The following is a 26929-nucleotide window of genomic DNA, read 5'->3' as shown; positions in this document are numbered from 1 at the left end:
TGACCAACCGACCAACTGTCAGCTGACCCACTGTCAGAGGCGGTTTCCGGGGTCAGACCCCCCTGGGTAGATAAGTGCATCAGATGAGTCAGGCCGGGGGTCAGACCCCGCAAGCCATGCTGCGTTTATGAAGTCTGTTACATAATTTATCAACCTAGAGTGGCTGGTGTCCTGTCCAACTGACCAACCGTCAGCTGACCAACTGACCAACCGTCCAACCGGACACAAATGTTTAATTAGTTAATGAAATCAGGGGGTGACCAAATGTTTAAAGGAAAGATACTGCTCATTACCGGGGGGACAGGTTCCTTTGGCAATGCTGTACTTAGAAGGTTTTTAGATACGGATATTAAAGAGATCCGAATTTTCAGCCGGGATGAAAAAAAGCAGGAGGATATGCGTATTCGGTTGAACAATCCTAAAGTTAAGTTTTATATCGGGGATGTACGAAACAGCAGCAGCGTTATGATGGCCATGAACGGGGTAGATTACGTGTTCCACGCTGCGGCACTAAAACAGGTGCCTTCCTGTGAATTCTTCCCCATGGAAGCGGTAAAGACCAATATCTTAGGAACTGAAAACGTTTTAAACGCAGCCTTGTTAAACGAAGTGAAAAGGGTTATTGTCCTGAGCACCGACAAGGCGGTTTTTCCCGTCAATGCCATGGGGATTTCCAAGGCCATGATGGAAAAACTGATGGTGGCCAAATCCCGAAGCGCCGGTGAAGGTAAAACTATACTGTGCGGCACCCGTTACGGAAACGTCATGGCTTCCAGGGGTTCGGTAATCCCCTTATTTGTCAGCCAGGTTAAAGAGGGGAAGCCCCTGACTGTAACCGATCCGGATATGACCCGTTATTTAATGTCTATAGATGATGCCGTAGATCTGGTGCTGTATGCCTTTGAGCACGGTCAGCAGGGGGACATATTTGTCCAAAAAGCCCCGGCGTCAACCATCGGTGATTTGGCTTTAGCTTTAAAAGAGCTGTTTAACGCGGACAATGAAATCAAAATTATCGGTACCCGCCATGGGGAAAAGCTCTATGAAACACTGCTGTCCCGGGAGGAGCTGTGCAAGGCCCAGGAATTTACCAGATATTACCGGGTGGTGGCGGATAACCGGGATTTAAACTATAATAAATACTTTATTGAAGGGAAAGAACAGCTTTCCAGCCAGGAGGACTATACCTCCCATAATACCCGGAGGCTCACCATCCCGGAAATCAAAGAAATCCTGTTGTCTCTAGAGTTTATTCAAAGGGAACTGGAAAAGGGGGAAGCTTATGAAGACCGTCTTAGTAACTGGAGCTGATGGATTTATGGGTAGAAACCTCAAGCTGGGGTTAGAGCAGTATGAGGATTTAAAGATTATAACCTTTTCTCGGAAAAATAAACCGGAAGAATTAGAAGGTTATCTGCAGCAGGCTGACCTGGTGTATCACCTGGCGGGCATAAATCGCCCGGAAAACCCTGAAGAATTTGAAACAGGCAATGCCGGCTTAACAGAAACCATAGTGGATATACTGGGAAAAAATAATCTAAAGCCCGACATTGTTTTTTCCTCCTCCATCCAGGCTCTAAAAGATAATCCCTACGGAAAAAGCAAAAAACAGGCGGAGGATACCCTCCTTAAATACCGGGAGGAATCCGGCGCACAAGTTTATATATACCGCCTTCCCAATGTTTTTGGGAAATGGTCCAGGCCCAATTACAACTCGGTGGTGGCCACCTTCTGCTATAACATCTGCCGTGGGCTGCCCATCACCATATCAGACCCCAATAATCAGCTGGAGCTGGTTTATATTGATGATGTAGTTAAGGCTTTTACCGGAATTCTGTCTGAAAAGCTTATCGGGGGAGAGGGTGCCCCGGCAGTAAAAGCGGCAGAGGAAGGGTTTTTCACTGTCCCCAGGACTTTTTGCCTCACTCTGGGGGAATTGGCCCAACAGCTTTACCATATCCGGGATAATCGGGAAAAGCTTACGGTGCCGGATTTTTCACATGATTTGACCCGCTGTCTTTATGCCACTTATCTATCTTTCCTGGATAAAAAAGATTTTTCCCGGGCCTTAGATTTAAAAACTGATCAACGGGGCAGCCTGGCGGAGGTAGTTAAATCTGAATCCTTTGGGCAAATTTTTGTATCCAGTTCCCATGAAGGGGTTATGCGGGGAAATCACTACCACCACACTAAGGTAGAAAAGTTCTGCGTCATCAAGGGTGAAGCTGTGATTAAGTTCAGGAAATTAGATGAAGAGGAAGTTTTGTCCTATGAAGTTTCCGGGGATAAACCCGAAGTGGTAGATATTCCCCCGGGATATACCCACGCAATCGAAAATTTAACCCGGGGAGAAATGATTGTTTTGTTCTGGGCCAACCAGATCTTTGACCCGGAAAATCCTGATACATACTATTGTGAGGTTTAGCATATGAAAAAAATGAAAGTTATGACCGTGGTGGGTACCCGGCCGGAAATAATTCGGCTTTCCCGGGTGCTGGCCCTGCTGGAAAAGTATACCCATCATCTGCTGGTTCACACCGGTCAGAATTATGACTATGAATTAAATGAGATTTTTTTTAAGGACCTGGAGGTAAAAAAACCAGATTATTTTCTTAATGCTGCGGGAAGTTCCCCTGCCGGCACCATTGGGCAGACTATTATCAACATTGATACCGTGTTGGAAAAGGAAAAACCGGAAGCTCTGCTGGTGTTAGGGGATACCAACAGCTGTCTCTCGGTGCTTCCGGCCAAGAGACGGAAAATTCCCATCTTTCATATGGAGGCGGGAAACCGCTGTTTCGACCAGAGGGTGCCGGAGGAGACCAATCGAAAAATTGTCGACCATATCAGTGACATCAACCTTACATACAGCGATATCGCCCGGGAGTACCTGCTGCGGGAGGGGCTTCCTGCGGATCGGATTATTAAGACCGGTAGCCCCATGTTTGAGGTGCTTACTCATTACCGGGACAGGATTGAGGGATCCTCAGCGCTAAAAAACCTTGCCCTAAAACCTTATGACTATTTTGTGGTCAGCGCCCACCGGGAGGAAAATATTGATTCAGACCTAAATTTTCAAAAGCTGGTGGAAATTCTAAAATCCCTGGCCGTCCAACATGGAAAAAGAATCATCGTCTCCACCCATCCCCGAACCCGAAATCGGATTGAAGCGGGAGAAGTGACCTTTCCTCCCCAGGTGGAACTGCTAAAACCTCTGGGATTTTTTGATTACGTAAAGCTGCAGAAAAATGCTTATGTGGTGCTGTCCGACAGCGGCACTATCACCGAGGAATCCTCCATCCTTAACTTCCCCGCCTTAAATATCCGGGAGGCCCATGAGCGGCCTGAAGGGATGGAAGAAGCGTCGGTGATGATGACGGGCCTTGAAATTAACCGCATTCAGCAGGCCCTGGAAATACTGGCGGATCAACCCCGGGGGGAAGAACGGCTGCTGCAGCCGGTATCGGATTATGATGTGCCTAAAGTATCTGAAAAAGTGGTGCGGATTATTCTAAGCTATACAGATTATGTTAACCGTAACGTCTGGCGGAAATTAATGTAAGGTGGATGCCGTATATGAGAATCTTAATGCTCACTCAGTGGTTTGACCCGGAACCTCATTTTAAAGGCCTGGAGTTTGCCCGGGAGTTAAAAAGAAGGGGACATGAAGTGCAGGTGCTCACCGGATTTCCTAATTATCCCGGCGGCAGCCTGTATCCCGGTTACCGGGTGCGGCCATTACAGCGGGAGGTCCTGGAGGGAATTCCCGTAATTCGGGTTCCCCTTTACCCCAGTCATGATAAATCCAGCCTCCGTCGTATGGCCAACTATTTTAGTTTTGCCTTTTCTGCTTCACTGCTGGGAACACTACTGGTGAAAAAAGCCGATTGTATGCACGTTTATCATCCTCCGGCCACGGTTGGGTTTCCGGCCCTGGCCCTTAATTTTTTCAGGAGAATTCCTTTTGTTTACGATGTGCAGGATCTTTGGCCGGATACGCTGGGGGCCACAGGGATGCTGAGCCAGGGGCCAATTCTTAAGTCTGTTGATTGGTGGTGCCGCCGGTTATACCAAAGAGCTGCTTGTGTGGCTGTGCTGTCACCGGGATTCAAAAAGGCCTTGATAAAAAGAGGAGTTCCCCCGGAAAAAATTGAAGTGATATATAACTGGTCGGAAGAAAAACAGTTCCTGTCCTGCCGGAAAAAGCAGGAACAGCCTCTTCAGCATCAGGCCGGTGATTCCCCACAGCATAAGGAACGCCGGCAATTGGCCCAAAGCCTGGGGCTTCAGGGAAAATTCAACATAATATTTGCCGGGACCATGGGACAGGCCCAGGCCCTGGATGCTGTGCTGTCTGCTGCTGCCCGGATTGCCGGGAAGTACCCCCGGATTCAGTTTGTTTTTGTAGGGGGAGGCGTAGATGTGCCCCGATTGAAGCAGAGGGCGGCGGAGATGAAGCTGGACAATGTGATTTTTTTGCCCCGCCTTCCCTTATCAGAAATAGGTGCGGTTTTGGAACTGGCGGAGGTCCTTCTGGTACACTTAAAAGATGACCCGTTGTTTTCCATCACCATCCCCTCCAAGACTCAGTCCTATCTGGCGGTGGGCAAACCCATTTTAATGGGTGTTCGGGGGGATGCCGCCGACTTAGTAAAACAGGCTGGCGCAGGGATAACCTGCACCCCTCAGGATCCTGACTCAATCGCCGGGGCGGTGGAAAAGCTCTATAATCTGCAGGGGCCGCAGCTGGAAGCCCTGGGCAGAGCGGGCCGGGATTTTTACCAACGGGAATTGTCCCTGGTTACAGGGGTTAAGAAATTTGAAGCAATTTTTGAGAGAATTGCCAAAAAATAGTTAGATAGTTAGATAGTTGGGTAGTTGGATAGAAGATAGTTGGATAGTTGGATAGTTGGTTGGATGAGTTGGATGGTTTAGTTGGATCGTTGGTAGTTAGATAGTTGATAGTAAGGCTTACGGGGTGGAATCGGCTTGAGGGTTCTGACCCCCGGCTTAACTCATTTGCTGCGCTTACCAATCCTATCCAACTATCCAACTACCTAACTATCCAACTATGCAGGCTTACCTTATCTGCTGCGCTTACCAATCCTATCCAACTGTCCCACTACCTAACTATCCACTAACAAGGCTTGCGGGGTCTGACCCCCGGCCTAGCTCATCTGCTGCACTTATCAACCCAGGGGGGTCTGACCCCGGACTCCACTTCTGACAGTTGGTCAGGACTCAGTCGGCGAGGGTTTAGTTGGCCGGGGTCAGGTTGGAACTAAAAATGCGGGGGCGAGGATTTAAGCATGAAACGGTTATTTGATTTTTTGGTCTCATTTATATTAATAATTTTATTTTCGCCGGTGCTGATGGTTACCGCCCTTTTGATTTACCGCCGCATGGGCAGCCCGGTGCTTTTTAAGCAGGTGCGCCCGGGGCTCCGGGGGAGAGCCTTCACCCTTTATAAATTCCGCACCATGGAGGACAAAAGAGATAAAGAGGGAAAGCTTTTGTCCGATGAAGAGCGGTTAACCCCCTTGGGACAAAATATCCGCAGGTTCAGTTTGGACGAACTGCCCCAGCTGTTTAATGTCCTGAAGGGGGATATGAGCCTGGTGGGGCCAAGGCCCCTGTTGATGTCCTACCTGCGCCGTTATACCGGGGAGCAGGCCCGGCGCCATGAAGTGAAGCCGGGAATTACTGGTTGGGCCCAGGTTAACGGCAGGAATGCCATCACCTGGGAGGATAAGTTTGCCCTGGACGTATGGTACGTGAATAACCAAACCTTTTGGCTGGACCTGAAGATTCTGTGGAAGACCCTGATTAAGGTGCTCCGCTCCGAGGGAATCAGCCAGGAGGGCTTCGCTACCATGCCTGAATTTAAAGGTTCAGACAAAGATCAATCTACCGGGCTTTAAAATCTAAGCTTTTACTCTCTTTCCCCTGTTTTATTTGTCAACAGCACAACAAAAGTGAACTGGTTTCAGCAAGCTGAAAAAACGGTTAATCAGATGGAGGCTCTACTTCACTTGATTAAAGGCCTCACCTACGTTTAGAGGTGGGGGGCTTATACCTTAAAAAAAAAGGAAACGGAACAGGAGAAAACTGAGGATGACTCTAAACATTATGTTAACTTCCATTGGCCGCCGCGGCCAGATGGTTAATTTTTTTAAAGAGAACCTGCGGGGGGAAGGAAAAGTGTTTACAGCGGACTGTGACCCTACCGCCCCAGGGCTGTATTTAAGCCATCGGGGTTTTGTGGTGCCCCGGGTGAACGAAGCAGATTATTTGGAAACAATTTTGGAGCTGTGTTCAGCCAATGACATCAAGGCGGTGGTGCCCTTTATTGACCCGGAACTTCCAATTTTAGCGGAAGCAGCCCCTCTTTTTGCTTCCCGGGGTATAAAGGTGATGATATCCAGTCCCGAAGCTGTAAATACTGCCATGGATAAATACAAGACTTTCCAATATTTTAAAAAGCAGCATATCCCCACGGTGGAAACATGGCTGGCCCAGGATTCCCAGGATTTTTCCTCCCTGCCTTATCCCTTAATTGTTAAACCCCGACAGGGTTCCGCCAGCCAGGGGGTGCACCGGGTGCAGTCTAAAAAAGAGTTGGATTTTGCGCTGGCACAGGTGGAAAACCCGGTGATTCAGCACTGCCTTAAGGGGCAGGAAATAACCATGGATATGTTCTGCCATGAACAGGGAAGTTTAATTCAAGCAGTCCCCCGCCGCCGTATCAAGGTTAGGGGCGGTGAGGTGGAAAGGGCCATAACTGTTTTTAAACAGGGCTTATTGGACTGGGCTCCAAAAATTGCTAAGGGGTTAAAACTTTTTGGTCCTGTTAACATTCAATGTTTTATAGAGGGAGATAAAATTACCTTTACAGAAATTAACTGCCGCTTTGGAGGAGGGTATCCCCTATCCTATTATGCCGGGGCAAATTTTGTCCAGATGATAATTAAACTGACCCGGGGAGAGCCCTTAGAAATACCTGTTAAAGGCTATGAGCCGGGATTAGTGATGATGAGGTATGAAGAAACAGTTATAAAAAGGGAGGAAGATCTCATATAGTGATTAAAGCGGTAGTTTTTGACCTGGATGATACTTTATATCCAGAGATGGACTTTGTGAGAAGTGGTTTCTCTAAGGTGTCTCAATACCTGTCCTCCCTGTTCCAAATATCAAAAGAAGCCCTGGAAAAGGAAATATGGGAGCAATTTCATAAGGATTCCTCCCGGGTTTTTAACGGGATTTTGGAAAGATACGGAAAAAGTTCCCCTGAACTGGTGCAGCAGTTGATTCAGCTCTACCGCACCCATGAGCCTTCCCTTACACTTCCCACCCAATCTCAGGAGATTTTAGATTGGATACGAGAACAGGGGTTAAAGACAGGAATTATCACCGACGGTTACCTGGCAGCCCAGAAGGGCAAGGTAAAAGCCCTGGGACTGGAAAAACTGGTGGACAATATCATCTGCACCGACAGCCTGGGAAGAGAACACTGGAAACCTTCACCCCTGGCCTTTGAAATAATGCTGTCGCAGTTGGACTGTGCCCCAAAAGCTTCTATTTATGTGGGAGATAACCCTAAAAAAGATTTTATTCCGGGAAACCAACTGGGAATGGTTACAGTTCAGTTAATCTCCCGGCAGGGGGTCTATAGAGAAGCCATCTGCAGCAAAGAACAGGATAAAGCCAGGTATGTCATTAACAGACTGTCTCAGTTGAAACCGCTGCTAAAAATGATGAGGGGGTATAAGAATGGCTCAATCAAATAAACCCATATATCTATCTCCTCCCCATATGAGCGGTATGGAGGAAAAGTATGTCCGGGAAGCCTTTGAGAGCAATTGGATTGCTCCCCTGGGCCCCCATGTGGATGCCTTTGAAAAGGAATTTGCCCGGTACACCGGTGCCAAAGGGGCTTTAGCCTTGAGTTCCGGGACGGCGGCCCTTCATTTGGCCCTGCGCTATATTGGCGTGGAACCCGGGGACACGGTTTTTTGTTCTACTTTGACTTTTGTAGCCAGTGCCAATCCGATACTTTACAGGGGAGCCCTTCCGGTGTTTATAGATTCTGAACCGGAATCCTGGAACATGTCACCGTTAGCTCTAAAGCGAGCCCTTAGGGAAGCCGAAAAAAATAACAGGCTGCCCAAAGCCATAATCGTTGTGAATCTTTACGGCCAGAGCGCAGACATGGAACCTATATTGGAGCTCTGCCGGCGTTACGGAGTTACCCTCATTGAGGATGCTGCAGAATCTTTGGGAGCCACCTATGATGGAAAGCCCAGCGGCACCTTTGGCAAATTCGGAATCTTTTCATTTAACGGCAATAAAATTATTACTACCTCCGGAGGCGGGATGCTGGTCTCCCATGATACAGAAGCCCTGGAAAAAGCCTGCTTCTGGGCTACCCAGGCCCGGGACCCTGCTAATCATTACCAGCACAGCGAAGTGGGGTATAACTACCGTTTGAGCAATATATTAGCGGCAGTCGGCCGGGGTCAGCTTGAGGTTTTAGAGGAAAGGATAAAGTCTAAGAGAGCAGTTTTTGAACGCTACCGGGAAGCTTTATCTTCCATAAAAGGCCTTACCTTTATGCCTGAAGCTCCCTTTGGGCGTTCTACCCGTTGGCTGACGGTCCTCACCCTTGACCCCCGACCATACGGCGTATCGGTGGGGGATATATTACAAAGGTTTAATGAACAAAGTATTGAGGCCCGTCCCGTCTGGAAGCCTATGCATCTGCAGCCGCTGTTTCAAAGGGCCCCATATTATCCTCACCATGCTCATGAAAGTATTTCAGACAGGCTGTTTGCTCAGGGCTTATGCCTGCCCTCCGGTTCAAATCTTACTCTGGAGCAGCAGCAAAAGGTCATAGAGGTATTTACAGAGGCCATAAAAGAATAGATAATCATGCTTTAAGCGTTGGGGGGATAGCCTTATATAAGGATGTGGTAAAAGTAAATGAGAAGATCTTCTAACTCTGTTTTTAAGAAGGCAGTAATAACGCTGGCTGTAATCATGGTTTTCTTTGTGCTTTACAACGAAGTGAAAATAGCTGCGGAAATAGATTTTAATTATAATGTAAAGGATTTCTTGCGGCCCCGGCTGCCCCTGGTGGGGAACTTAATCGTCTCAGATGACCCGCTGGAGCCGGCGGACTTGATTGTAGTTTTGATGGGGATACGGGAGGTAAGGATTTTTGAAGCGGCGGACCTCTACCATGAAGGCTATGCTCCGGAAATTCTCATGGTTAAGGATTACAGCTCCGATGAAGCAGATTATAATCAGGAGGCGGCTGTAAACAGGGGTGTCCCGGCAGGACGAATAATCATCTTGGAGGGGAATGCGTACAGCACAGAGCAGGAAGCCTTATATGTTACAGAATATTTAAAGGAAAGAAAAGATGTAAGCTCTATTATTCTGGTAACTTCTAGATTTCATACGGCCCGGGCAAAAAGAATTTTTTCCCGGGAGTTTCGAGTTCTAGACAGGAACGTCAAGGTTATTTCCAGGCCCAGCCGTTATGACCATTTCGACCCGGAAACCTGGTGGCGGGATGAGGAGGACAAAAAACAGGTTGTCTTGGAGTATTTGAAAATGGTAAATTACACCTTGAGAACAATTTTTTGACCTGAACATGCTGCGTGTCTCTACTAATCTATTTAATATGGAGAGTGTTTCGGTGAAAGAAGACATAACTTTAAAACAAATTGTTGATTTAATACTGAGAGAGAAAATTATCATTTTAGCAGTTACTATAACGGCGGTGATTGTCAGCGGTTTTTACAGTTATTTTATTATTAAACCGGTGTATGAGGCCAAAGTTACTTTTCTTATAAAGGAAGACCTTCCCCATATTGATACTACCCATTTTTTTAATACCATGCAGGAAGTAACCAACATTTCAATGAGTAATCCAGAAACCTGTCAGTCATATCTAAAAGACCCTGATTTTTTAAGTTCGGTAATTGAAGAGTTGAATCTCCGGGAAACCTATGACGTGGATAACCTTGGGAGTTCTTTACACATAAGTTGGCAGGAGGAGGATACTTTTTATCTTATTTCAAGACAAAGGGATCCCAGGCTGGCGGCAGATATCGCAAACACAGCGGCCATGAGTTTTATTGACTATGTAAAGAAACAAGAAAGTCAGGTAATTGAAGTATTTATAGATTTTGTTTTGCTGCAAAAAGAAAAAAGCCGGAGGCATCTGGACGATTCTCTAAAAGAGCTGAACGCTTTTCTTGTGGAACCTGGAGGATTACTGGAATTAGGCCTGGATATAGATTCAAAGAAAGAGACATTAATCTCTCTTAAGTCCAGGCTGCTGGAATTGGAACTGAAGCAGGATTTGGACATAACCTTAGAGGAAAAGGACTCCGTTAAAAAGTTGCAATTGGAAAATAATATTGACCAGCTGCAAACAGAGGTGAAAGAACTTCAAATGGAATATATGGACAAACAGATAACCCAAGAAGTTTTTCAGCAGGAGCTTGACAGCCATAAATCCGACTACCTGTTTTGGGCCGGCCTGTATGCCGTAGTTCAGATTGTCCAGTCCCATGAAATAAGCAAGTACAGCTTAACCATTACAGCCCCTGCTTCCGCCCCTGAATACCCTATAGCGGGGAATATCTTCGGGAATATATCTACCGCCTTAGTTTTAGGACTAATACTGGGTGTCTGCCTGGCCTTTTTCCGTAAATATTGGCAGGATTTAAACCAGCATAAATAGGGACAAGGTAGGGGGAGGAACAAAATCAGGTGAAATTATTAAAGCTTACTTTACCGCAGATTATTTTGTTTCTGGTGATATTTTTTAGTTTCTTTGGGCCGTCAATATATGTTTATGCCCTGGGGAGCTTTTCACTCTTTCCCTATAGAATTGTATTATTTGTACTTATCTTTTATATGTTATTGAATTTATTATATAACCAAGGAGCCATAAGCCTAAAAAATATTCAGGTTAAAGAATACCTGGTGTTTTTCCTCATTTGGTTCTTATATGCGGTTTTTTCTGTGACCTGGGCAGCTTCTTTTCAGCATGCAGCTAGAGATATTTTTTTATTATTTACGGGGGTTTCTTTGATTCTTTTTATGGTTTACTTCCTATCGGATTTAGAGTCCCTTCAGGGGGTCTACTGGTTATGGTTAACTGTGGCATGCATAACATTACTGACTGCCTTTTGGGAAATAACTACGGGAAATCACCTGGCCTTTTCCGCTTATTACCAGACCACCAGGGAAAAGTTCTTGTATGTGCCCACGGCAGTCTTCAAAAACCCTAATGACTTTGCAACATTTTTAACATTCGGTGCAGCATTTCTGATCCCTTTTACAAGGTATAAGCAGGGCAGATTTGCCAAGGTATCAGGATTAGTAGTGCTGATTTTTTTATTTTTAATTCTACTTAAAACCAATTCCCGGGCAAACTATATTGCGGTATTGTTACAAATTTCTATTATTTTTATGTTTCTTAAATCAACAAAGAAAATGTATGTATTATTCTTGGCAGTCGTACTGGGGCTGGGCTTTTTTGCGGTAATGCCCGACAAGGCGGTTATATTTAACCAGGCATACACACACCTGGAGCATATTTTATATGAGCTGTCTGTGGCAGGAACATCAGCATCAACCAGGATAAATTTAGCTAAAAACTGTATTTATTTTCTATTATCCAGCGGCGGCTTTGGGGTGGGAGCTGGAAATGCCGAGTATTATATGGCCGGCAGGCAGATGTATGACACCGGGGGCATTTTAAATGTTCATAACTGGTGGATGGAGATATTAACAAATTATGGTTTGTTTATTATTACAGGATATCTGTATCTCTACGTAAAAATGATTAAAAGTATAATTTATTATCTAAAATCAGAGATTAATACGCAGGAGAGAATGTTTTGTGAAGCAGCACTGCTGGGCCTGGTGGGCTTTTTTGCAGCCAGCCTCAGTCCCAGTTCGGTTATGGTGCTGGGGTTTAAATGGACCTTTATGGGTTTTGTTATAACGCTATTAAATGCATTACGTATAAGAAAGGGTAAAAAAATTGAACATCATAGTAATAGCCCGGTGTTATCCTACAAAATATAATGAAACGTATGGTATTTTTGTTCATGAGCAGGTGAAAGCTTTAATCCAATCCGGTTGTAACATTAAGGTAATCTCCCCTACTCCCTGGGCTCCCTTTCCTTTAAACAGAATCAGTCAAAAGTGGAGCAACTATTCAGAGGTCCCCCCAAGCGGGGTCTTTCAAGGGGTGGAGGTGTTCTACCCCAGGTATATGGATTTTCCAAAATCTTTTTGGAAAGCTTCCTCCGGGATAAGGGCTTATTTTGGGATTAAGAGCTGCCTGGAGAAAATTCACCAGGATTTTAAGTTTGAATTGATTCATGCTCATGCGGCACTGCCCGCCGGCGCTGCCGGGGTAAGGCTGGCCTCCTACTATAATGTACCCTGTGTGGTTACTATTCATGGGGATGATTTGCAGAAAAGCATACATATGGGAAAAGGATCTTATAATGAAATCTCCCGCTGTTTAAATTATGCGGATTCCATAGTTTTAGTCAGTAACAAGCTTAAGAATCTAACATACAAATATTTTCCGGAAGTGATTGACCGGTGCCTGGTCATTCCAAATGGTTTTAATAAGGACCAAATCTTAAAAAATAATAAACCTGCTGCGAATAAATATAAGAATAAGAAAGTAATGTTGAGTGCAAGTAATTTATACCGTCCCAAAGGTATTGACTTAAACCTTTTAGCGGTTAGTCAGCTGATTCATGAATTTCCCGATTTGTTTTACGTAGTCCTGGGGGACGGCCCTGAAAAACAAAGGCTATATAATATAGCAAAAAAGCTGGGAATATTAAAAAATGTTGAATTTACCGGAAGAGTCCCCTATCAGAAGGTAATGGAATATATGTCTAACTGTTATCTTTTTGTTCTGCCCAGCTGGGAGGAAGGCTTTGGGGTTGTATATTTGGAAGCTATGGCTCACGGTAAACCGGTAATTGCTTGTAAGGGAGAAGGAATAGATGGCGTGGTAGTTCATCAGGAAAATGGAATCCTGGTAAAACCAAATGACCTGTCAACTCTGGTTGAGGGGATAAAATACCTGCTGAGCCATCCCGATGAAGCTGTCAAAATGGGGAATCTGGCCCGGAAGCTGGTACATTCAGAATATACCTGGAGTCTTAATGCTCTAAGAAACATTGAAGTATATAATAATATTTTAAAAAATTAGAACAGTGCTGACTTAGTTTTTAGATTAAATTGAAAGATTCTTTTCTTTTTTCACGGTTTTTTTCAGCAGGGCAAATATTTTTTGAAATTCACAATAAGGCATTATCTTCATGCTGACTACTAAAAACAAGTATAGGGCAATTAAAATCATATTGGCAGCAAATTCAACATAAAAAGCGGTGGAATATATTCCCAAAAAGAAATATGCCCCATATATAAAAAGAAATACCGGGCAATATTTATAAGGTTCCCACAGGCTGATTCCTAAATCATAATACTGTTTTCCCGCCAGGTAATATAAGATATTGATTATTATATAAGAGATAATTGTAGCCGCGGCTGCCCCATACATACCCATTACGGGGATAAAAATAATGTTTAAAAGGATATTGAATAGAGCCCCTACCATAATAATCATAGAATTAACAGACATTTTTTTGGCGATGTGCAGCCCTAAACCGTAAAACTGTTCCAACCCCCACAAAAAGTATGAAAAAACAATCAACGGTACAATTTTGAAAGCTTCTCCATACTCTGCGGTAGCTAAAACTTTAATTCCAATATTTGCATATAATGAAATCCCTGTTATTAAAAACCAGCCAATAAAGCTGTAGTATTTAAATTGTTCCCTCAGCTGCCCTTTGCCGTCTTCATCTTTATAAACTTTATATTTAAAGGGGGTAAAAGCGGTTGAGAAGGGGAGAAGGAAAATTGGCTTAATAAGCATACCAATGTTGTATCCCAGGGAATAAACAGCTACAGTACTTAGATTTACCATGGCCTGCAAAAAGTATCTGTCAATTAAGGTTAGAACCCATACGGCTGCCTGTCCCGGCACCAGGCCTGCACCATAACTTACGATTTGTTTTAATTGTTTTTTATTTAGAATAAATTTTAAGTTTTTTCTATCCATTAATAGCAGTAGAGCTGCCACCAGGGCATATGCAGTAAATTGAGCCTTTAACGCACCGATGATTCCCTGTTCAAGAATAGTGATCAGGTAAATGGTTAGAAACAATACCAATAAAAGCTTGCCGGTATTGATTATACCGGTTTTAAGTGGTTTATTATCCATGTTATAAAAGGCAGTATATATTGAGATAAAGCAGAGCAGAATTGAATTTCCTATGATAAAATAAGTATAATGGAGCCCATCAGCATAACCCCCGAAGGCAAAAGAAGCAAAAGCAGGGGCTGTGATTATGCCTAAAAATCCAATAACGGCGCTCCAAACTAGCGAAAAAGATAAAACCAGGTTTTTAATCTGGTTCTTATTATTATAATCATAGAAAAACCTTGACAACCCCGAAAAAACCCCCAGAGCTGCAAAAATAATAAGTAAGTTTTGAATGGATGCAATGATAACATAAAGGCCGTATTCCTCAGAAGTGAAGTTCCTGGTGTATATGGGTATTAACAGAACATTAATAGCCTGTACAAAAATTGAGGCAATCACATAAACAAAACTGCTTTTTAAAAGATTAGCTTTACTCATTTGGTTGTCCTTTACTTCATTTATCTCTTTTTTTTGGGGTATAATACCCCCACCTCTAAGCGTTAGCGTAGGTGGGGCTTATAATCAGGTGGAGTAGAGTCTCCACCTGATTCCCCGATGTTTCAGCTTGCTGAAACGAGTTCACTAGGATTCTTGTTGTACCATGTAATTATAAGCAATGTCAGTTACTTAGTTTATACAAAGATTTCCGATTAATTTTAGCCTGAACATTTACAAAAAATTATATCACAATGGTGAAAACAATACCAATAAGTATTATTTGCCTTATATTTTGTTAGAGAGGATTCTTAAAATTAATTTATTCTAATTATGGTAACAAGCAGGAATTTTTAAAGATTATGCGGAAAAGAAATAGTTAATTAACTAGATTCTTAAAGGGGATTAAAGTGCTTATTTCCGTAATTACGCCAAACTATAATTATGAAAAATACATAGGCGAAACGATTCAAAGTGTACTGGACCAGGATTATGAATATATTGAACATATAATTGTGGATGATGGTTCCACGGATAAATCTGTAAAAGTGATTCAACATTATGCGGATAGATACCCTGATAGAGTGCGTCTCATCAGACAAAATAACAGCGGTCAGACTAAAGCCCTAAATACTGCTTTAGAAAGTGCCCGGGGGGATATCATCTGCTGGATTAATTCAGATGATACTTTTTGTCCCGGGGCTTTTAAGAAAGCCGCCTCATTTTTTAAAGAGGATGAATCCCTGGACATTGTATACGGGGATTACAATGTTATGGATTCTCAGGGCAGGTATCGGTATAGATTTAAAGAACTTAAATTTAATCGTTTTATGGCTTCAATGATTGGTTTTGGCGTTGTGCTGGCCTCTAACTCTATTTTTTGGAGGAGAAGATGTACGGAAAAGGTGGGTTTGTTTGACGAATCTTTTAATTTTTGTATGGATGATGAATATTTTTCCCGATTGACCAGGAATGCCAAAATGAAAAAGGTAAACATAGCCCTGGCTAACTGGCGGTGTCATCCTCAGGCCAAAACAGTAGTGTTTCACAGTGAGAATACTCTAAAATGTGAAGAAGAAAGACAGCGTTTGTTTCGAAAGTATTATGCGGAACTCCCTATTTCCCGAGTTTTATCAACTCAATATATAGGGATCCCCCGTACATATGTCCGGGGGAAAATGATTTTATTAAAAATTATTAACGGTAATTATCTCCTTCGTCTAAAAGATAAAATAATTTACCATCAGAATAAAACTTTACCGGAGGAAAGAAATAACAACAAAATTTAACAAATTGGCTGCCAAAAAATCCATAATTTTTAAAGGTAAATTTATTTTAAATGTAGAATGATTAGTAAGGTTGTACTGAATTTACATAAATGGCTTTACTATTTTTTTTATCTCTTTTATTTGGGGTATAATACCCCCACCTCTAAGCGTTAGCGTAGGTGGGGCTTATAATCAGGTGGAGTAGAGTCTCCACATGATTCCCCGATGTTTCAGCTTGCTGAAACGAGTTCACTTTGAAAGGAAGTATTTCAGTTTTGAACCTACTGCGCAAATATAAGAAAACCTTAACCGACAGTTTAAAGAGGCGGCAGTTGTCACTATTGTTTTGGGATATCGTATTGATTACGGCTGCTTTATATTTAGCTTACATGCTGCGTTTTGATGGAAGAATTTTGGAGATGTATGACAACTATTTCGCTCTTAAAGCCGCAGTTTTTGTAGTCTGTTTTTTGATTTCCTTTAAAGTATTTGGACTATATAACAGCCTGTGGAATTATGCCAGCATTGATGAGCTGATTTCAGTTCTATTTGGTGTTACTTTGGGGACCGCTTTATCCGGCTCTGTAATTTACATAATTAATATGAACCTGGCGGATTTCAATATGCCCCGCAGTATTCCGGTTCTTATGTGGTTGATAAACATTATTTTTACCGGGGGCCTGAGGTTGGGTGCCAGAATCATCAGAAGGCTTATCAAGAGCACTCTGCCGGTGAGTTTCAAAAGAGTATTAATTATGGGTGCCGGGTCAGCGGGAAGCATGGTGCTGAAGGAAGTCAAGGAAAACATGCAAAAGCTTAACTATCAGCCGGTGGGATTTATTGATGATGATCCCTCCAAAGAGAAGATGACCATTCACGGGCTTCCGGTTTTAGGTAACCGTTCAAACTTAAAGCAGGTACTCATCGACAACTATATTGATGAAGTGATTATTGCCATGCCCACCGCGGAAAAGGCCGTCATGAGACAGGTTCTGCAGATTTGCAAAGAAGTAGGGACAGTGGTGAAAACACTGCCGGGGGTTTATGAATTCTTAAACGGAAATATAGAGTTGAATAGAATTAGGGAAGTGGATATTGAGGACCTGCTGGGGAGAGATGCGGTCAGTGTGGATATTGACCAGATTGCCAATTATCTCAATGGAGAAACGGTCCTGGTTACCGGGGCCGGCGGTTCCATCGGTTCTGAATTGTGCCGTCAGATTTCCAGGTTTCATCCCCGGGATCTGATTCTCTTAGGCCGGGGTGAAAACAGTATTTTTGAAATACATATGGAGCTTTTACTGAACAATAAGGACTTCAATATCGTTCCGGTTATTTGTGATATTAAGGATACCCAGGCCATGGAAAATGTCTTCAGCCTGTACCGGCCCACGGTGGTTTTTCACGCCGCCGCCCATAAACATGTTCCCTTGATGGAGTTAAACCCTGAGGAAGCCGTCAAAAATAATGTATTCGGCACTAAAAATGTAATTGACCTTTCGGATAAATATAAAGTAGAACATTTCGTTTTGATTTCTACGGATAAAGCGGTGAACCCCACCAGTATTATGGGTACTACCAAGAGAATTGCCGAGATCATCATGCAGGTGACCGCCCGGCAGAGTTCCACTAAATACTGTGCTGTTCGCTTCGGAAATGTTTTGGGAAGCCGGGGAAGCGTGGTTCCCATATTTAAAAAACAAATTGCCTCCGGTGGGCCCGTTACCGTTACCCATCCGGAAATGACCCGTTATTTTATGACCATAAGTGAGGCGGTGCAGCTGGTGATTCAGGCCGGGGCTATGGAACAAAAAGGGGAAATATTTGTTCTGGATATGGGCGAACCGGTTAAAATTTTGGATATGGCTGTAGACCTGATTAAATTATCGGGATTTGAGCCGTACCAGGATATTGCCATTGAGTTTACCGGGGTAAGGGATGGGGAGAAGCTCTTTGAAGAACTGCTGACCAAAAAGGAAAGGGTGGCCTCCACCAAACACGAAAGGATTTTCATCGCTGATCCTGATGAAGTTAAGCTTCAGAAATTTAAAAAAGAAGTGATTCAAAAAATTAATTTTATCCTGGAGGAAGAAGGATCCTTAAGAGAAAAACTGTCTAATATAATCAATGGCTGAATTAGTTAAAGACACCTGAGCAGTAACTACCCATTCTTACAACCTAGCCTTCAGCCGTTATCATTATGTAAGGTTTTTCATTGCATGCCCTTCTGGGGTATCTTTTTGTTTTCCCATATTTTAGAATTTTTTTTATATGGAAACAAAAAACTAAAGGATAATAGCAGTTTTTAGCGAATGAAATACCTGAAAGGAGCTTAAAAGCATCCTATGCATATTTACATAAACTGATATAATTTGATTGGCGGCAAAGATTTTGTTATGACCGGAGGAGGAGCTTGTTATTTTACGACAATTATGGACATATCGCCCTTTTATTGTGGGCATGGTATCCAGGGATTTTCGTTCCCGATACCTGAATTCACTTTTGGGTTCTTTCTGGGCGATTTTGAATCCTCTTTCTATGATTTTGATATATACTCTGGTTTTTTCCCAGGTTATGCGGGCCAAGCTGCCGGGAATTGATGATACTCTGGGCTACAGTATATACCTGTGTGCCGGAATCCTGCCCTGGCAGTTTTTTACAGAAGTGCTGCTTCGCTGTCAAAACGTTTTTTTGGAACAATCTGCCCTGCTGAAGAAGGTGAGCTTTCCCCGTACCAGCCTTCCCATCTACATTTTCCTTTCTGCCGGTATAAACTATATTATACTGATGGTACTGTTCATGGTATTTTTGGCCTTTGTGGGAAGATGGCCCAACTGGTCCTGGACCTCCATCATTGTATTAGTCACTCTGCAGCAGGGTTTTGCCGTGGGCCTGGGGATTTTCTTAGGCACTCTTCATGTCTTTTTCCGGGATGTAGGCCATGTCCTGGGAGTAGTTTTACAGTTTTGGTTCTGGCTAACACCTATGGTTTATCCCATAGAGGTGGTTCCCGAGAATTATAGATGGCTGCTGGGCTTAAATCCCATGACCGGCATTGTGCAGGGCTACCAGAAGGTTTTTTTGCACAACCAGTGGCCCAATTGGTGGACGGCTCTGCCCATGGCTGTTTTATGTGTTTTGTTTTTATTCATAGGATATAAAACCTTTACTGCACTGGACAAGGAAATGGTGGATGAACTCTAATGGACAGCTGTGTGGTGGTAAATAATCTGGGAAAAAAATATAAGCGTTATACCAACCGCTGGCACAGGATTATGGAGTGGAAATCCCGGGGTAAAGTCACCCTGCACCAGCCCCAGTGGGTGCTGAGAAACATCAGCTTTTCCGTTAAATCCGGCCAGTCCCTGGGGTTAGTGGGTCAAAACGGTGCCGGGAAAAGCACTCTTTTAAAAATATTGACCGGGACTACACAGATGAGTGAAGGCAGTTATGATGTAAAGGGCAGGGTGTCTGCCCTGCTGGAACTGGGAATGGGTTTTTATCCGGAATTTACCGGACGTCAAAACGTGTTTTTGACGGGACAGATTATGGGTTTTGGAAATGAACAGATACAGGAGATGATGCCGGAAGTCCAGTCTTTCGCGGAAATTGGTGATTATTTTGATCAGCCAATCCGCACTTATTCCAGCGGCATGATCGTTCGGCTGGCCTTTGCTGCCGCCACCGCTGTCCGTCCCGAAGTACTTATCGTGGACGAAGCCCTATCGGTGGGGGATGCCTATTTTCAGCATAAATGTTTTGCCCGGCTGAGGAAATTTAAAGAACAGGGCACAACCCTTTTATTTGTCTCCCATGACCCTGGAGCAGTAAAAAACCTCTGCGACCGCGCCATCCTTTTAGATGGGGGACAGTTGATCAAGGAGGGGTACCCCGAAGAAATACTGGACTACTATAACGCCGTAATTGCCACCCGGGAAGCCGGTTATGCCATTCAACAGAATCCCGGGGAAGGGAATAGAATGATTACCCGATCCGGAGACGGAGCCGCCCGAATATCCCAGGTGGAAATGCTGTGTAAGAACCAGGTGGTAAATGCTGTTCAGGTGGGAGATATGGTGGACCTCCGGGTTAAGGTAGGGTTTTTGAAAGAGGTAATTCAACCCACAGTGGGAATACTTTTTAAGGACCGCCTGGGCAACGATATTTTTGGCACCAATACATACAACCTGGGATTGGAGCTGGGCACATGTAAGGCGGGAGAAGAGCGGGAAGTGATTTTTCGAATGCCTATAAATTTTGGGGCGGGACATTACAGTCTTACGGCAGCGGTCCACCACGGGCCCACGCACCTGCAGGGAAACTACGATTGGTGGGAGCACGCCGTAATACTGCAGGTGGTTCCCGGTAAAGAAAGTCAGTTCATCGGGGTTTGTTACCTTCCGGTTACGGCGGTTTTGACTGATAACAGTGAATTTTACGGGTAAAGGGGTTCAGCTATGGTTAAGATCGGAGTCAATGCAGCTATGCTCAGCACCGCCAAAACCGGTATTGGCCACTATGCTGCCTCTCTGCTGCAGGCCTTACATGAAGTGGATAAAGAGAATGAATATTATCTTTATTCCCCCAGGCCCTTTGAGGCTTCTGAATTCAAAGAGTCTTTTCACCTGAGGGTTATTCCCTCCCGGCGTACACTGTGGTGGTTTCAAAAAATCCTGCCCCAGGCCCTGGTGCAGGATAAGATACAGCTTTTTTGGGGTGGGAATTACTCTCTTCCCCTGTGGCCTAAACACATAAAAAAAGTGGTAACGGTGCATGACTTTGTTTACTATAAGTACCCAAAGACACTGCCTTTTCGGATTAATGCTCATTTAAAGGCGGCTATGCCCCTTTATCTGAAGAAGGCCCATCATGTTTTGACAATTTCCCATAATACTGCCCGGGACCTGGTTCAGTTTTACGGATACCCGGAACATAAAACTACAGTGATTCATTTGGCCGCCCGGGGGGAATTTTTTCAGGAGCCCCGGCAGAATATAATAGAGAAAGTTCTTGCCCGGCACAGCCTGTCCCCAGGGTACATGCTGTTTGTGGGAACGGTGGAACCCCGCAAAGGGGTTGATACTATATTAAAAGCTTTTGCCGCATATAAAAAGAAGTCCGGCACCAGACTGCTGCTGGTCATAGTGGGACAGACAGGCTGGAAGGTACAGGATATTCCTCTTTTGATCCAGCAGTTGTCCTTACAGGATTCCGTCCGTTTCCTGCATTATGTGGATACTGAGGAATTGCCGATATTATACCGGGGAGCCTCTCTGTTTGTATATCCCTCTTTATACGAAGGTTTTGGCCTGCCAGTGCTGGAGGCCATGGCTTCAGGAGTTCCGGTGATTACCTCTAACGTTTCTTCCCTTCCGGAGGTGGCGGGAGAGGCAGCCCTTTACGTGGAACCGGGTGATGTTCAGGGCCTTTGCACACAGATGGAAAGGGTCCTTTCGGATAAGCTGCTGCAGCAAAAGTTAAAAAAATTGGGGAAGGCTCAAGCCCAGGGATTTTCCTGGCAAAAGACTGCGGAAAAAACCCTGCAGGTATTTCATAAGTTAATGACGTAATAGTTAATGTAGGACTCATCACTTATACGAAAAATATATTTCCAACTATACGACATATATCTTTAAGGGGAGAACAGAGATGCGAATTTTAGTTACCGGTGCCGGTGGTTTTGTGGGACGTAATCTGGTGGAGGAGTTAAAGAGAAGAGAAATTCATGAAATATATGCCGGATTGTATCATGAGATGGTTAATTATGGTTCCCAGGTCAAAATCATTCCTTTGAATATTATGGATTCAGAACAATTTCGACGGGTTGTATATGAGATTGAGCCCCACTGTATAATTAACCTGGCGGGGCAGAGTTATGTGGGGGTTGCCTGGGACAACCCTTCTGAAACCTTTCAGGTAAATACCCTGGGGACCATTAAGATGATTCATGTCCTGAGCCAAGAATTTCGCCAGGTTAAGCTGATAACCATAGGTTCTGGGGAGGAATACGGCTTAACGGGCAAATCCGGCCGACTATTACTGGAGCAGGACCCCTGTTTCCCCCAAAACCCTTATGCTACCAGTAAACTAGCCCTGGGGCAGGTGGCTGTGCAGTATTCTTGTAAAGAAAAATTAAACATTATTCATATTCGTCCCTTTAACCATTTTGGACCGGGGCAGATGGAGGGATATGTAGTAAGCGATTTTTCTTCACAAATTGCCCGCATAGAAAAATCTTTGATTCCTCCGGTGATCAGGGTGGGTGACTTGGCGGTTCAAAGGGATTTTACCGATGTCAGGGATGTAGTCAAGGCCTATGCAGACTTGATGGAAAAGAAGGTGGACAGCGGCATATACAATGTTTGTTCCGGGACTCCCCGCTTTATAAAAGATATTTTGAACTATCTGATAGAAAGTGCCTCAGTTTCCGTAGATGTGAAGATTGATGAGGCAAAAAAACGTTCTTCTCTGGTTCCCATTGCCGTGGGTTCGGCGGAGAAACTCAAAAAAGCCACCGGTTGGAGGCCCCAAAGGGAATTTAAAGAAAGTTTGGCAGAAACGCTGGACTGGTGGCGCAGCAGGACGTAATAGTAGAAAAAAACCTAAAAACCAGGGGATGCAAAAATGTCTAGACTAAGAGTGCTGCAGGTGAACAAGCTATATTCTCCTCATATCGGCGGGATTGAAAAAATTGTCCAGAATATCGCCGAAGGCTTGAAAGATAAATTGGATATAAAAGTGCTGGTATGTCAGGAAAAAGGAAGAGGTGCAAATGAGGTAATCAATGGAGTGGAAGTAATACGTTCCGGCAGTTTAGGCCTTTATGCTTCTATGCCCTTATCTCCGGGGTTTCCTCTGCTGTTAAACAGGCTGAGCCGGGACCGGGATATCCTCCATTTTCATATGCCCTTTCCCCTGGGGGATTTGTCCTATCTTTTCATGAAGCCTAAAAACAAGAAAATTGTGGTTTCCTGGCACAGCGATATTATTCGCCAGCAGTTTTGGTTGAAGTACTACCGCTCTTTTTTATATAAATTTTTAAATCTGGCGGATAAAATACTGGTAGCAGCCCCCGCCAATATAGAATTTTCCCCATTTTTAAAAGAATTTAGGGAAAAATGCATGGTGATTCCCTACGGCATTGATGACTCTCCTTTTCAAAGTAAGGATATGCCGGAAAAGATAGAAAATATTCGAAATCAATACGGCGGCGGCCCCCTGCTTTTGTTTGTAGGCCGGCTGGTATATTATAAAGGGTTGGAATATCTTATCCGGGCCATGGGGCAGGTTAATGCCAGGCTGCTGGTCATTGGCCACGGACCCTTGTTGGAACAGCATAAAGCCCTGGTCCATAAAACAGGCCTGGAGAAGCGGGTATTTTTTTTGGGAGAGATAGACCAGGAGGACATGCCCCTATACTATGAAGCCTGTGATATTTTTGTCCTGCCCTCCTCTGCCAATTCGGAAGCTTTTGGTTTGGTTCAGTTGGAGGCTATGGCCTGTGCCAGGCCTGTCATAAACACCCTGCTGCCCACAGGAATCACTTTTGCCAGCCTGGACCGGCAGACAGGGATAACGGTACCTCCCCTAAACAGCGGGGCTTTAGCCAATGCCATTAAAGAACTACTGGCGGATGAAGGGCTGAGAAAAGAATATGGTTACAACGCCCGAAAAAGATTTCAGCATTATTTTACCCGGGACAAAATGTTAAACAATATCTTACGCCTGTATGAGGGCCTTTTTTAAAGCCCTTTGATCGGAAATGTTTGGAACATTCTCTCTTATTTTTCATATTTACCGTGGGGCCTTTTTTTTGTGTGAAAATTTACTATCCCTGGAAGGAATTTTATTTGATTTTGTCGAATATACTCTTTGCTTGGAAATAACTGTGTAAAGTGCATTGAATTGGTTAACGTATTACATTCAACATAATGTTGTTTCAGGAGGAAAGCAAATGTTATCAGAAGGTACAAAAAAATTTTTGTCCCGTAAAAAATTTATATTTATACTGGTAAAGGGTGTTGCGGTTTTTTCCCTGTCCCCCTTATATTTCACCCGTTTAGTAGAAGCCATGGAGGACCCTAATAACCTTGACTTTATGGAGGCCCAAACAAATTTTAATGTTTCGCTGGATGTTCAAAGAATCAGTGCCAACAGGCTGCTGTTGACTTCAGCCTGCTCCCCGGCAGGGGATATCCGTTATCGGTTTGATGTGAGGGTAATGGGCAGTGGAAGCAGTTACTCCATGATTAGAAATTATTCAACAAACAACAGTTACACCTGGGAAAATGCCCAGGATGGAACTGTCTATGAATTAGTAGCTCACGGGATATCTGACCAGGGGGCTTATAACGGTTGTTACGTAGTTTTTGGAAACACCAGTCCCTCGTCATCCGCTCCATTCAGGGGCTTGAGTATGCAGGTTAACTCTCAAGGGAATAATGTGCATATTTCTGCTGTCCCACAGGGGGGTACCAATGTAATATACGCCCTTCAGTACAGGCCGGTGGGGGGTCAATATAATTCCTTGAATGCGTCTAATCCTTATCAGATTTCCCCCAATTTTGTCAGACAGCTAAATTACGGCCAATATGAGATTGTGGTTCATGGAATTGAAATGGCGTCAGGGGCAATGGCTTACTATGGCGCATATACCTCCTTTAATCATGCAGCACCTCCCCCGGCAGCACCACCCGCCATCCCGGTAACCATTATAGACCCCGGTTTAGTTTTTAGTGGAGCGTTAACTCCCATTAGGGAACCTATTATAAAACTGATTCAGCATCACATGGCTCATCCAACCTGGACAGTTCATGATGTTCATATTTATCATAGGGACACAAATGGCTGGTACGGAATTGGCTATAATTATTGGATTGCTAAAAACGGTCAAATCTATTTAGGAAGGGGTTTAAACTGCGGAGCTCATGCCGGGGCCAACTGGAACAGCCGAACCCTGGGAATTGGCTATCAGGGTCATTTTGAGCAGGAGTCTATGACCGATGCCCAGGTGAAAAGCGGAGCCCTGTTAAATGCCAAATTTTTACGGGATAATAAACTGAACCTTTCTGATATCATTGGGCATAATGACGTGTCTGCCACCGCCTGCCCCGGCAGGTTTTTCAGAATGGCAGAACTGAGGCAGGAAACGGAAAGAGTGTTAAATACATATAAATAAGATAAAGGAAATGATGAAAAATTGAAACTTTTCATGGGCAATAAAGCTTTTTGGAGAGTCTTCCTGTCAACATGTTTAATCTTTTCATTACTGTTGACAGGATCGGCGGCTGCTGCAGGTGGGGAAAAAGTGACGTCTGAAGGTACCTTATATTTCACAGAAGGCGAAGCCCAAGATGCAGGAGATGACATAGACAAAGAGATAGATGAGGACACAGACAAGGATACAGATAAGGATACTGATAAAGACACAGGTAAAGATGCAGGTGATAACTCAGGCAAAGACACAGGCAGTGATGCAGCTGATAACTCAGGCAGAGATACAGGCAAGAGCACAGGCGGGGATACAGATGGGGATGATTATAACCTGACCCAAACACCATTTAATGTTTCACTGGGGGTTCACAGGGTTAGTTCCACCAGTCTGCAGTTGACCGCAAGCTCCTCCCACGCAGGGGATACTCTTTACCGGTTTGATGTAAGGGAAATGGACAGCGGCGGTGGTTACACCAAGATCAGAGATTATTCAACAGATCATCGTTTCACCTGGGAAAATGCCCGGGAAGGGGCTATTTATGAAATAGTGGTTCATGGGATATCAGCACAAGGGGTTTATCACGGTAATTATGTGGTATTTGGAAACAGCAGCCCTTCATCCTATGTGCCTTTCAAGGGTGTCAGCATGCAGGTTGCTTCTCAGAAGAATACATTAAGGGCTACTGCTGTTCCCCAGGGGGGCACCAACGTCATATATGCCCTCCAATACAGGAAGGTAGGGGGGCAATACAGTCCCCTGGATTCCTCTAACCCCTATCAAGCTTCACCTGAATTTGTCAGAGAGCTGCCTTATGGACAATATGAAATCGTGATTCACGCCATAGAAATGGCGGGAGGTGCAATGATTTACTATGGTGCCTATACCCCCTTTAACCTTACCCTGCCTGACCCATCGGACCCCAGCAGCAGAGGCCTGGTAACCTTTGTGCTGGATGACGGCACCCTGAACCAGTATCAACGGTTATATCCATTATTTCAGTCCAAAGGAATTCCCGCGGTGTGGAGTATTCCCCCTGCCTTGATTGACAGCGGCAGTTTTCAGGGATATCCTTTAGCCAGCTGGTCGCAAATTGACCATGCGGCACAGAATTCCGCCCCCCGCTGGGAAATCAACTCCCACAGCCATACCCATCCCATGGAGTTGATATATTTAGATGATGCGCAGCTTAACTATCAGCTGGCGGAGAGCAAAAACAGGTTAGCTAAATACGGCGTTTATTCCTTTACCTATCCTTACTATTCCGTAGATGACCGGGTGGCCCAAAGGGCCTCTCAGCATTATAGTGCCGCCTATGCCGGGGGTTTGAGCAGTAACAACCTGGTTAACGAAATGTATGGAGCAGGAAACCTGAATAATATTAATTACGCAAGTTATGTCAAAGCCAACAGGCATAAGCTGAAGAGGGTAACTTTAACCAATATGAGCGGCAATCTGTTATGGGATGTAAGCGAAAAAAACTGGAAAGCCTTGATAGATACCGCTCTACAGAATAATGGATGGCTGGTATTTTGTGTTCATAATGTCAATGACACTTCCCAGGCTGAGCTGACACGAATCATCGACTACTGCTTCAATGTAGGTATACCCATTGGTGTCACCCGAGACGGTTTAAACCGTTTCGCATCTTGATGGTTGGAATACCAATAACCTAAAAAATCTGCCGAAAGGCACAAG

The 26929-nt window shown here is 44.3% G+C and carries 22 protein-coding genes; 21 read left to right on the top strand and 1 reads right to left on the bottom strand.

Annotated features, from left to right (window positions below; all coding sequences use genetic code 11):
• Positions 1–264: 264 nt before the first annotated feature.
• The 12 genes from HUE98_RS16915 to HUE98_RS16860 all read left to right on the top strand — a co-directional run bounded on the left by HUE98_RS16915 (position 265) and on the right by HUE98_RS16860 (position 13261).
• Complete coding sequence (locus HUE98_RS16915) at positions 265–1311, top strand: polysaccharide biosynthesis protein (RefSeq protein ID WP_241421757.1); 1047 nt, start codon at positions 265–267, stop codon at positions 1309–1311.
• Positions 1283–2425 (top strand): polysaccharide biosynthesis C-terminal domain-containing protein, encoded by a 1143-nt coding sequence (locus HUE98_RS16910; RefSeq protein WP_241421756.1) that lies wholly within the window; start codon positions 1283–1285, stop codon positions 2423–2425. The genes HUE98_RS16915 and HUE98_RS16910 overlap by 29 nt, the downstream gene beginning before the upstream one ends.
• 3 nt (positions 2426–2428) lie before the next feature.
• Entirely contained in the window at positions 2429–3562 is a 1134-nt protein-coding gene (gene wecB / locus HUE98_RS16905) for a non-hydrolyzing UDP-N-acetylglucosamine 2-epimerase (RefSeq protein ID WP_241421755.1), read from the top strand.
• A 14-nt stretch (positions 3563–3576) separates the two neighbouring features.
• A complete protein-coding gene (locus HUE98_RS16900; RefSeq protein WP_241421754.1) occupies positions 3577–4854 on the top strand; it encodes a glycosyltransferase family 4 protein in 1278 nt (425 codons plus the stop codon).
• Positions 4855–5309: 455 nt separating this feature from the next.
• Complete coding sequence (locus HUE98_RS16895) at positions 5310–5921, top strand: sugar transferase (protein ID WP_241421753.1); 612 nt, start codon at positions 5310–5312, stop codon at positions 5919–5921.
• Positions 5922–6114: 193 nt separating this feature from the next.
• The gene (locus tag HUE98_RS16890; protein ID WP_241421752.1) at positions 6115–7080 is read left to right on the top strand and encodes an ATP-grasp domain-containing protein; all 966 of its coding nucleotides are present in this window, start codon (positions 6115–6117) and stop codon (positions 7078–7080) included.
• A complete protein-coding gene (locus HUE98_RS16885; protein ID WP_241421751.1) occupies positions 7080–7787 on the top strand; it encodes an HAD family hydrolase in 708 nt (235 codons plus the stop codon). Before HUE98_RS16890 ends, HUE98_RS16885 begins: the two co-directional genes overlap by 1 nt.
• The gene (locus tag HUE98_RS16880) at positions 7771–8922 is read left to right on the top strand and encodes a DegT/DnrJ/EryC1/StrS family aminotransferase (protein WP_241421750.1); all 1152 of its coding nucleotides are present in this window, start codon (positions 7771–7773) and stop codon (positions 8920–8922) included. The genes HUE98_RS16885 and HUE98_RS16880 overlap by 17 nt, the downstream gene beginning before the upstream one ends.
• Positions 8923–8979: 57 nt before the next feature.
• Positions 8980–9648, top strand: coding sequence for a YdcF family protein (locus tag HUE98_RS16875; RefSeq protein WP_241421749.1), 669 nt, complete (start codon positions 8980–8982; stop codon positions 9646–9648).
• 52 nt (positions 9649–9700) lie between these two features.
• Positions 9701–10753, top strand: a complete 1053-nt coding sequence (locus tag HUE98_RS16870) for a Wzz/FepE/Etk N-terminal domain-containing protein (RefSeq protein WP_241421748.1) — start codon at positions 9701–9703, stop codon at positions 10751–10753.
• 29 nt (positions 10754–10782) lie between these two features.
• Positions 10783–12108, top strand: a complete 1326-nt coding sequence (locus HUE98_RS16865) for an O-antigen ligase family protein (RefSeq protein ID WP_241421747.1) — start codon at positions 10783–10785, stop codon at positions 12106–12108.
• Positions 12065–13261 (top strand): glycosyltransferase, encoded by a 1197-nt coding sequence (locus HUE98_RS16860; RefSeq protein ID WP_241421746.1) that lies wholly within the window; start codon positions 12065–12067, stop codon positions 13259–13261. Before HUE98_RS16865 ends, HUE98_RS16860 begins: the two co-directional genes overlap by 44 nt.
• Positions 13262–13285: 24 nt before the next feature.
• Here the strand turns inward: HUE98_RS16860 and HUE98_RS16855 are convergent, their stop codons facing one another.
• Complete coding sequence (locus tag HUE98_RS16855) at positions 13286–14755, bottom strand: oligosaccharide flippase family protein (protein ID WP_241421745.1); 1470 nt, start codon at positions 14753–14755, stop codon at positions 13286–13288.
• A gap of 407 nt (positions 14756–15162) precedes the next feature.
• Here HUE98_RS16855 and HUE98_RS16850 point away from each other — a divergent pair, with 407 nt between their 5' ends.
• The 9 genes from HUE98_RS16850 to HUE98_RS16810 all read left to right on the top strand — a co-directional run bounded on the left by HUE98_RS16850 (position 15163) and on the right by HUE98_RS16810 (position 26884).
• On the top strand, positions 15163–16041 hold the full coding sequence (locus tag HUE98_RS16850; RefSeq protein ID WP_241421744.1) for a glycosyltransferase family 2 protein: 879 nt from the start codon (positions 15163–15165) through the stop codon (positions 16039–16041).
• A 311-nt stretch (positions 16042–16352) separates the two neighbouring features.
• Entirely contained in the window at positions 16353–18155 is a 1803-nt protein-coding gene (locus tag HUE98_RS16845; RefSeq protein WP_241421743.1) for a polysaccharide biosynthesis protein, read from the top strand.
• A gap of 325 nt (positions 18156–18480) precedes the next feature.
• Positions 18481–19224, top strand: a complete 744-nt coding sequence (locus tag HUE98_RS16840; protein ID WP_241421742.1) for an ABC transporter permease — start codon at positions 18481–18483, stop codon at positions 19222–19224.
• Positions 19224–20465 (top strand): ABC transporter ATP-binding protein, encoded by a 1242-nt coding sequence (locus HUE98_RS16835; RefSeq protein WP_241421741.1) that lies wholly within the window; start codon positions 19224–19226, stop codon positions 20463–20465. Before HUE98_RS16840 ends, HUE98_RS16835 begins: the two co-directional genes overlap by 1 nt.
• Positions 20466–20477: 12 nt before the next feature.
• Positions 20478–21590, top strand: a complete 1113-nt coding sequence (locus tag HUE98_RS16830) for a glycosyltransferase family 4 protein (RefSeq protein WP_241421740.1) — start codon at positions 20478–20480, stop codon at positions 21588–21590.
• A gap of 79 nt (positions 21591–21669) precedes the next feature.
• Complete coding sequence (locus HUE98_RS16825; RefSeq protein ID WP_241421739.1) at positions 21670–22608, top strand: GDP-mannose 4,6-dehydratase; 939 nt, start codon at positions 21670–21672, stop codon at positions 22606–22608.
• 36 nt (positions 22609–22644) lie between these two features.
• Complete coding sequence (locus tag HUE98_RS16820) at positions 22645–23766, top strand: glycosyltransferase (RefSeq protein WP_241421738.1); 1122 nt, start codon at positions 22645–22647, stop codon at positions 23764–23766.
• A gap of 208 nt (positions 23767–23974) precedes the next feature.
• Entirely contained in the window at positions 23975–25198 is a 1224-nt protein-coding gene (locus tag HUE98_RS16815; protein WP_241421737.1) for a peptidoglycan recognition protein family protein, read from the top strand.
• A gap of 129 nt (positions 25199–25327) precedes the next feature.
• Entirely contained in the window at positions 25328–26884 is a 1557-nt protein-coding gene (locus tag HUE98_RS16810) for a polysaccharide deacetylase family protein (protein ID WP_241421736.1), read from the top strand.
• Positions 26885–26929 lie beyond the last annotated feature (45 nt).

Source organism: Candidatus Contubernalis alkalaceticus (assembly GCF_022558445.1).
Classification (GTDB): Bacteria; Bacillota; Dethiobacteria; order SKNC01; family SKNC01; genus Contubernalis; species Contubernalis alkaliaceticus.
Note: the sequence above shows the minus strand (reverse complement) of the source record. Positions and strands in the feature narration are given on the sequence as shown.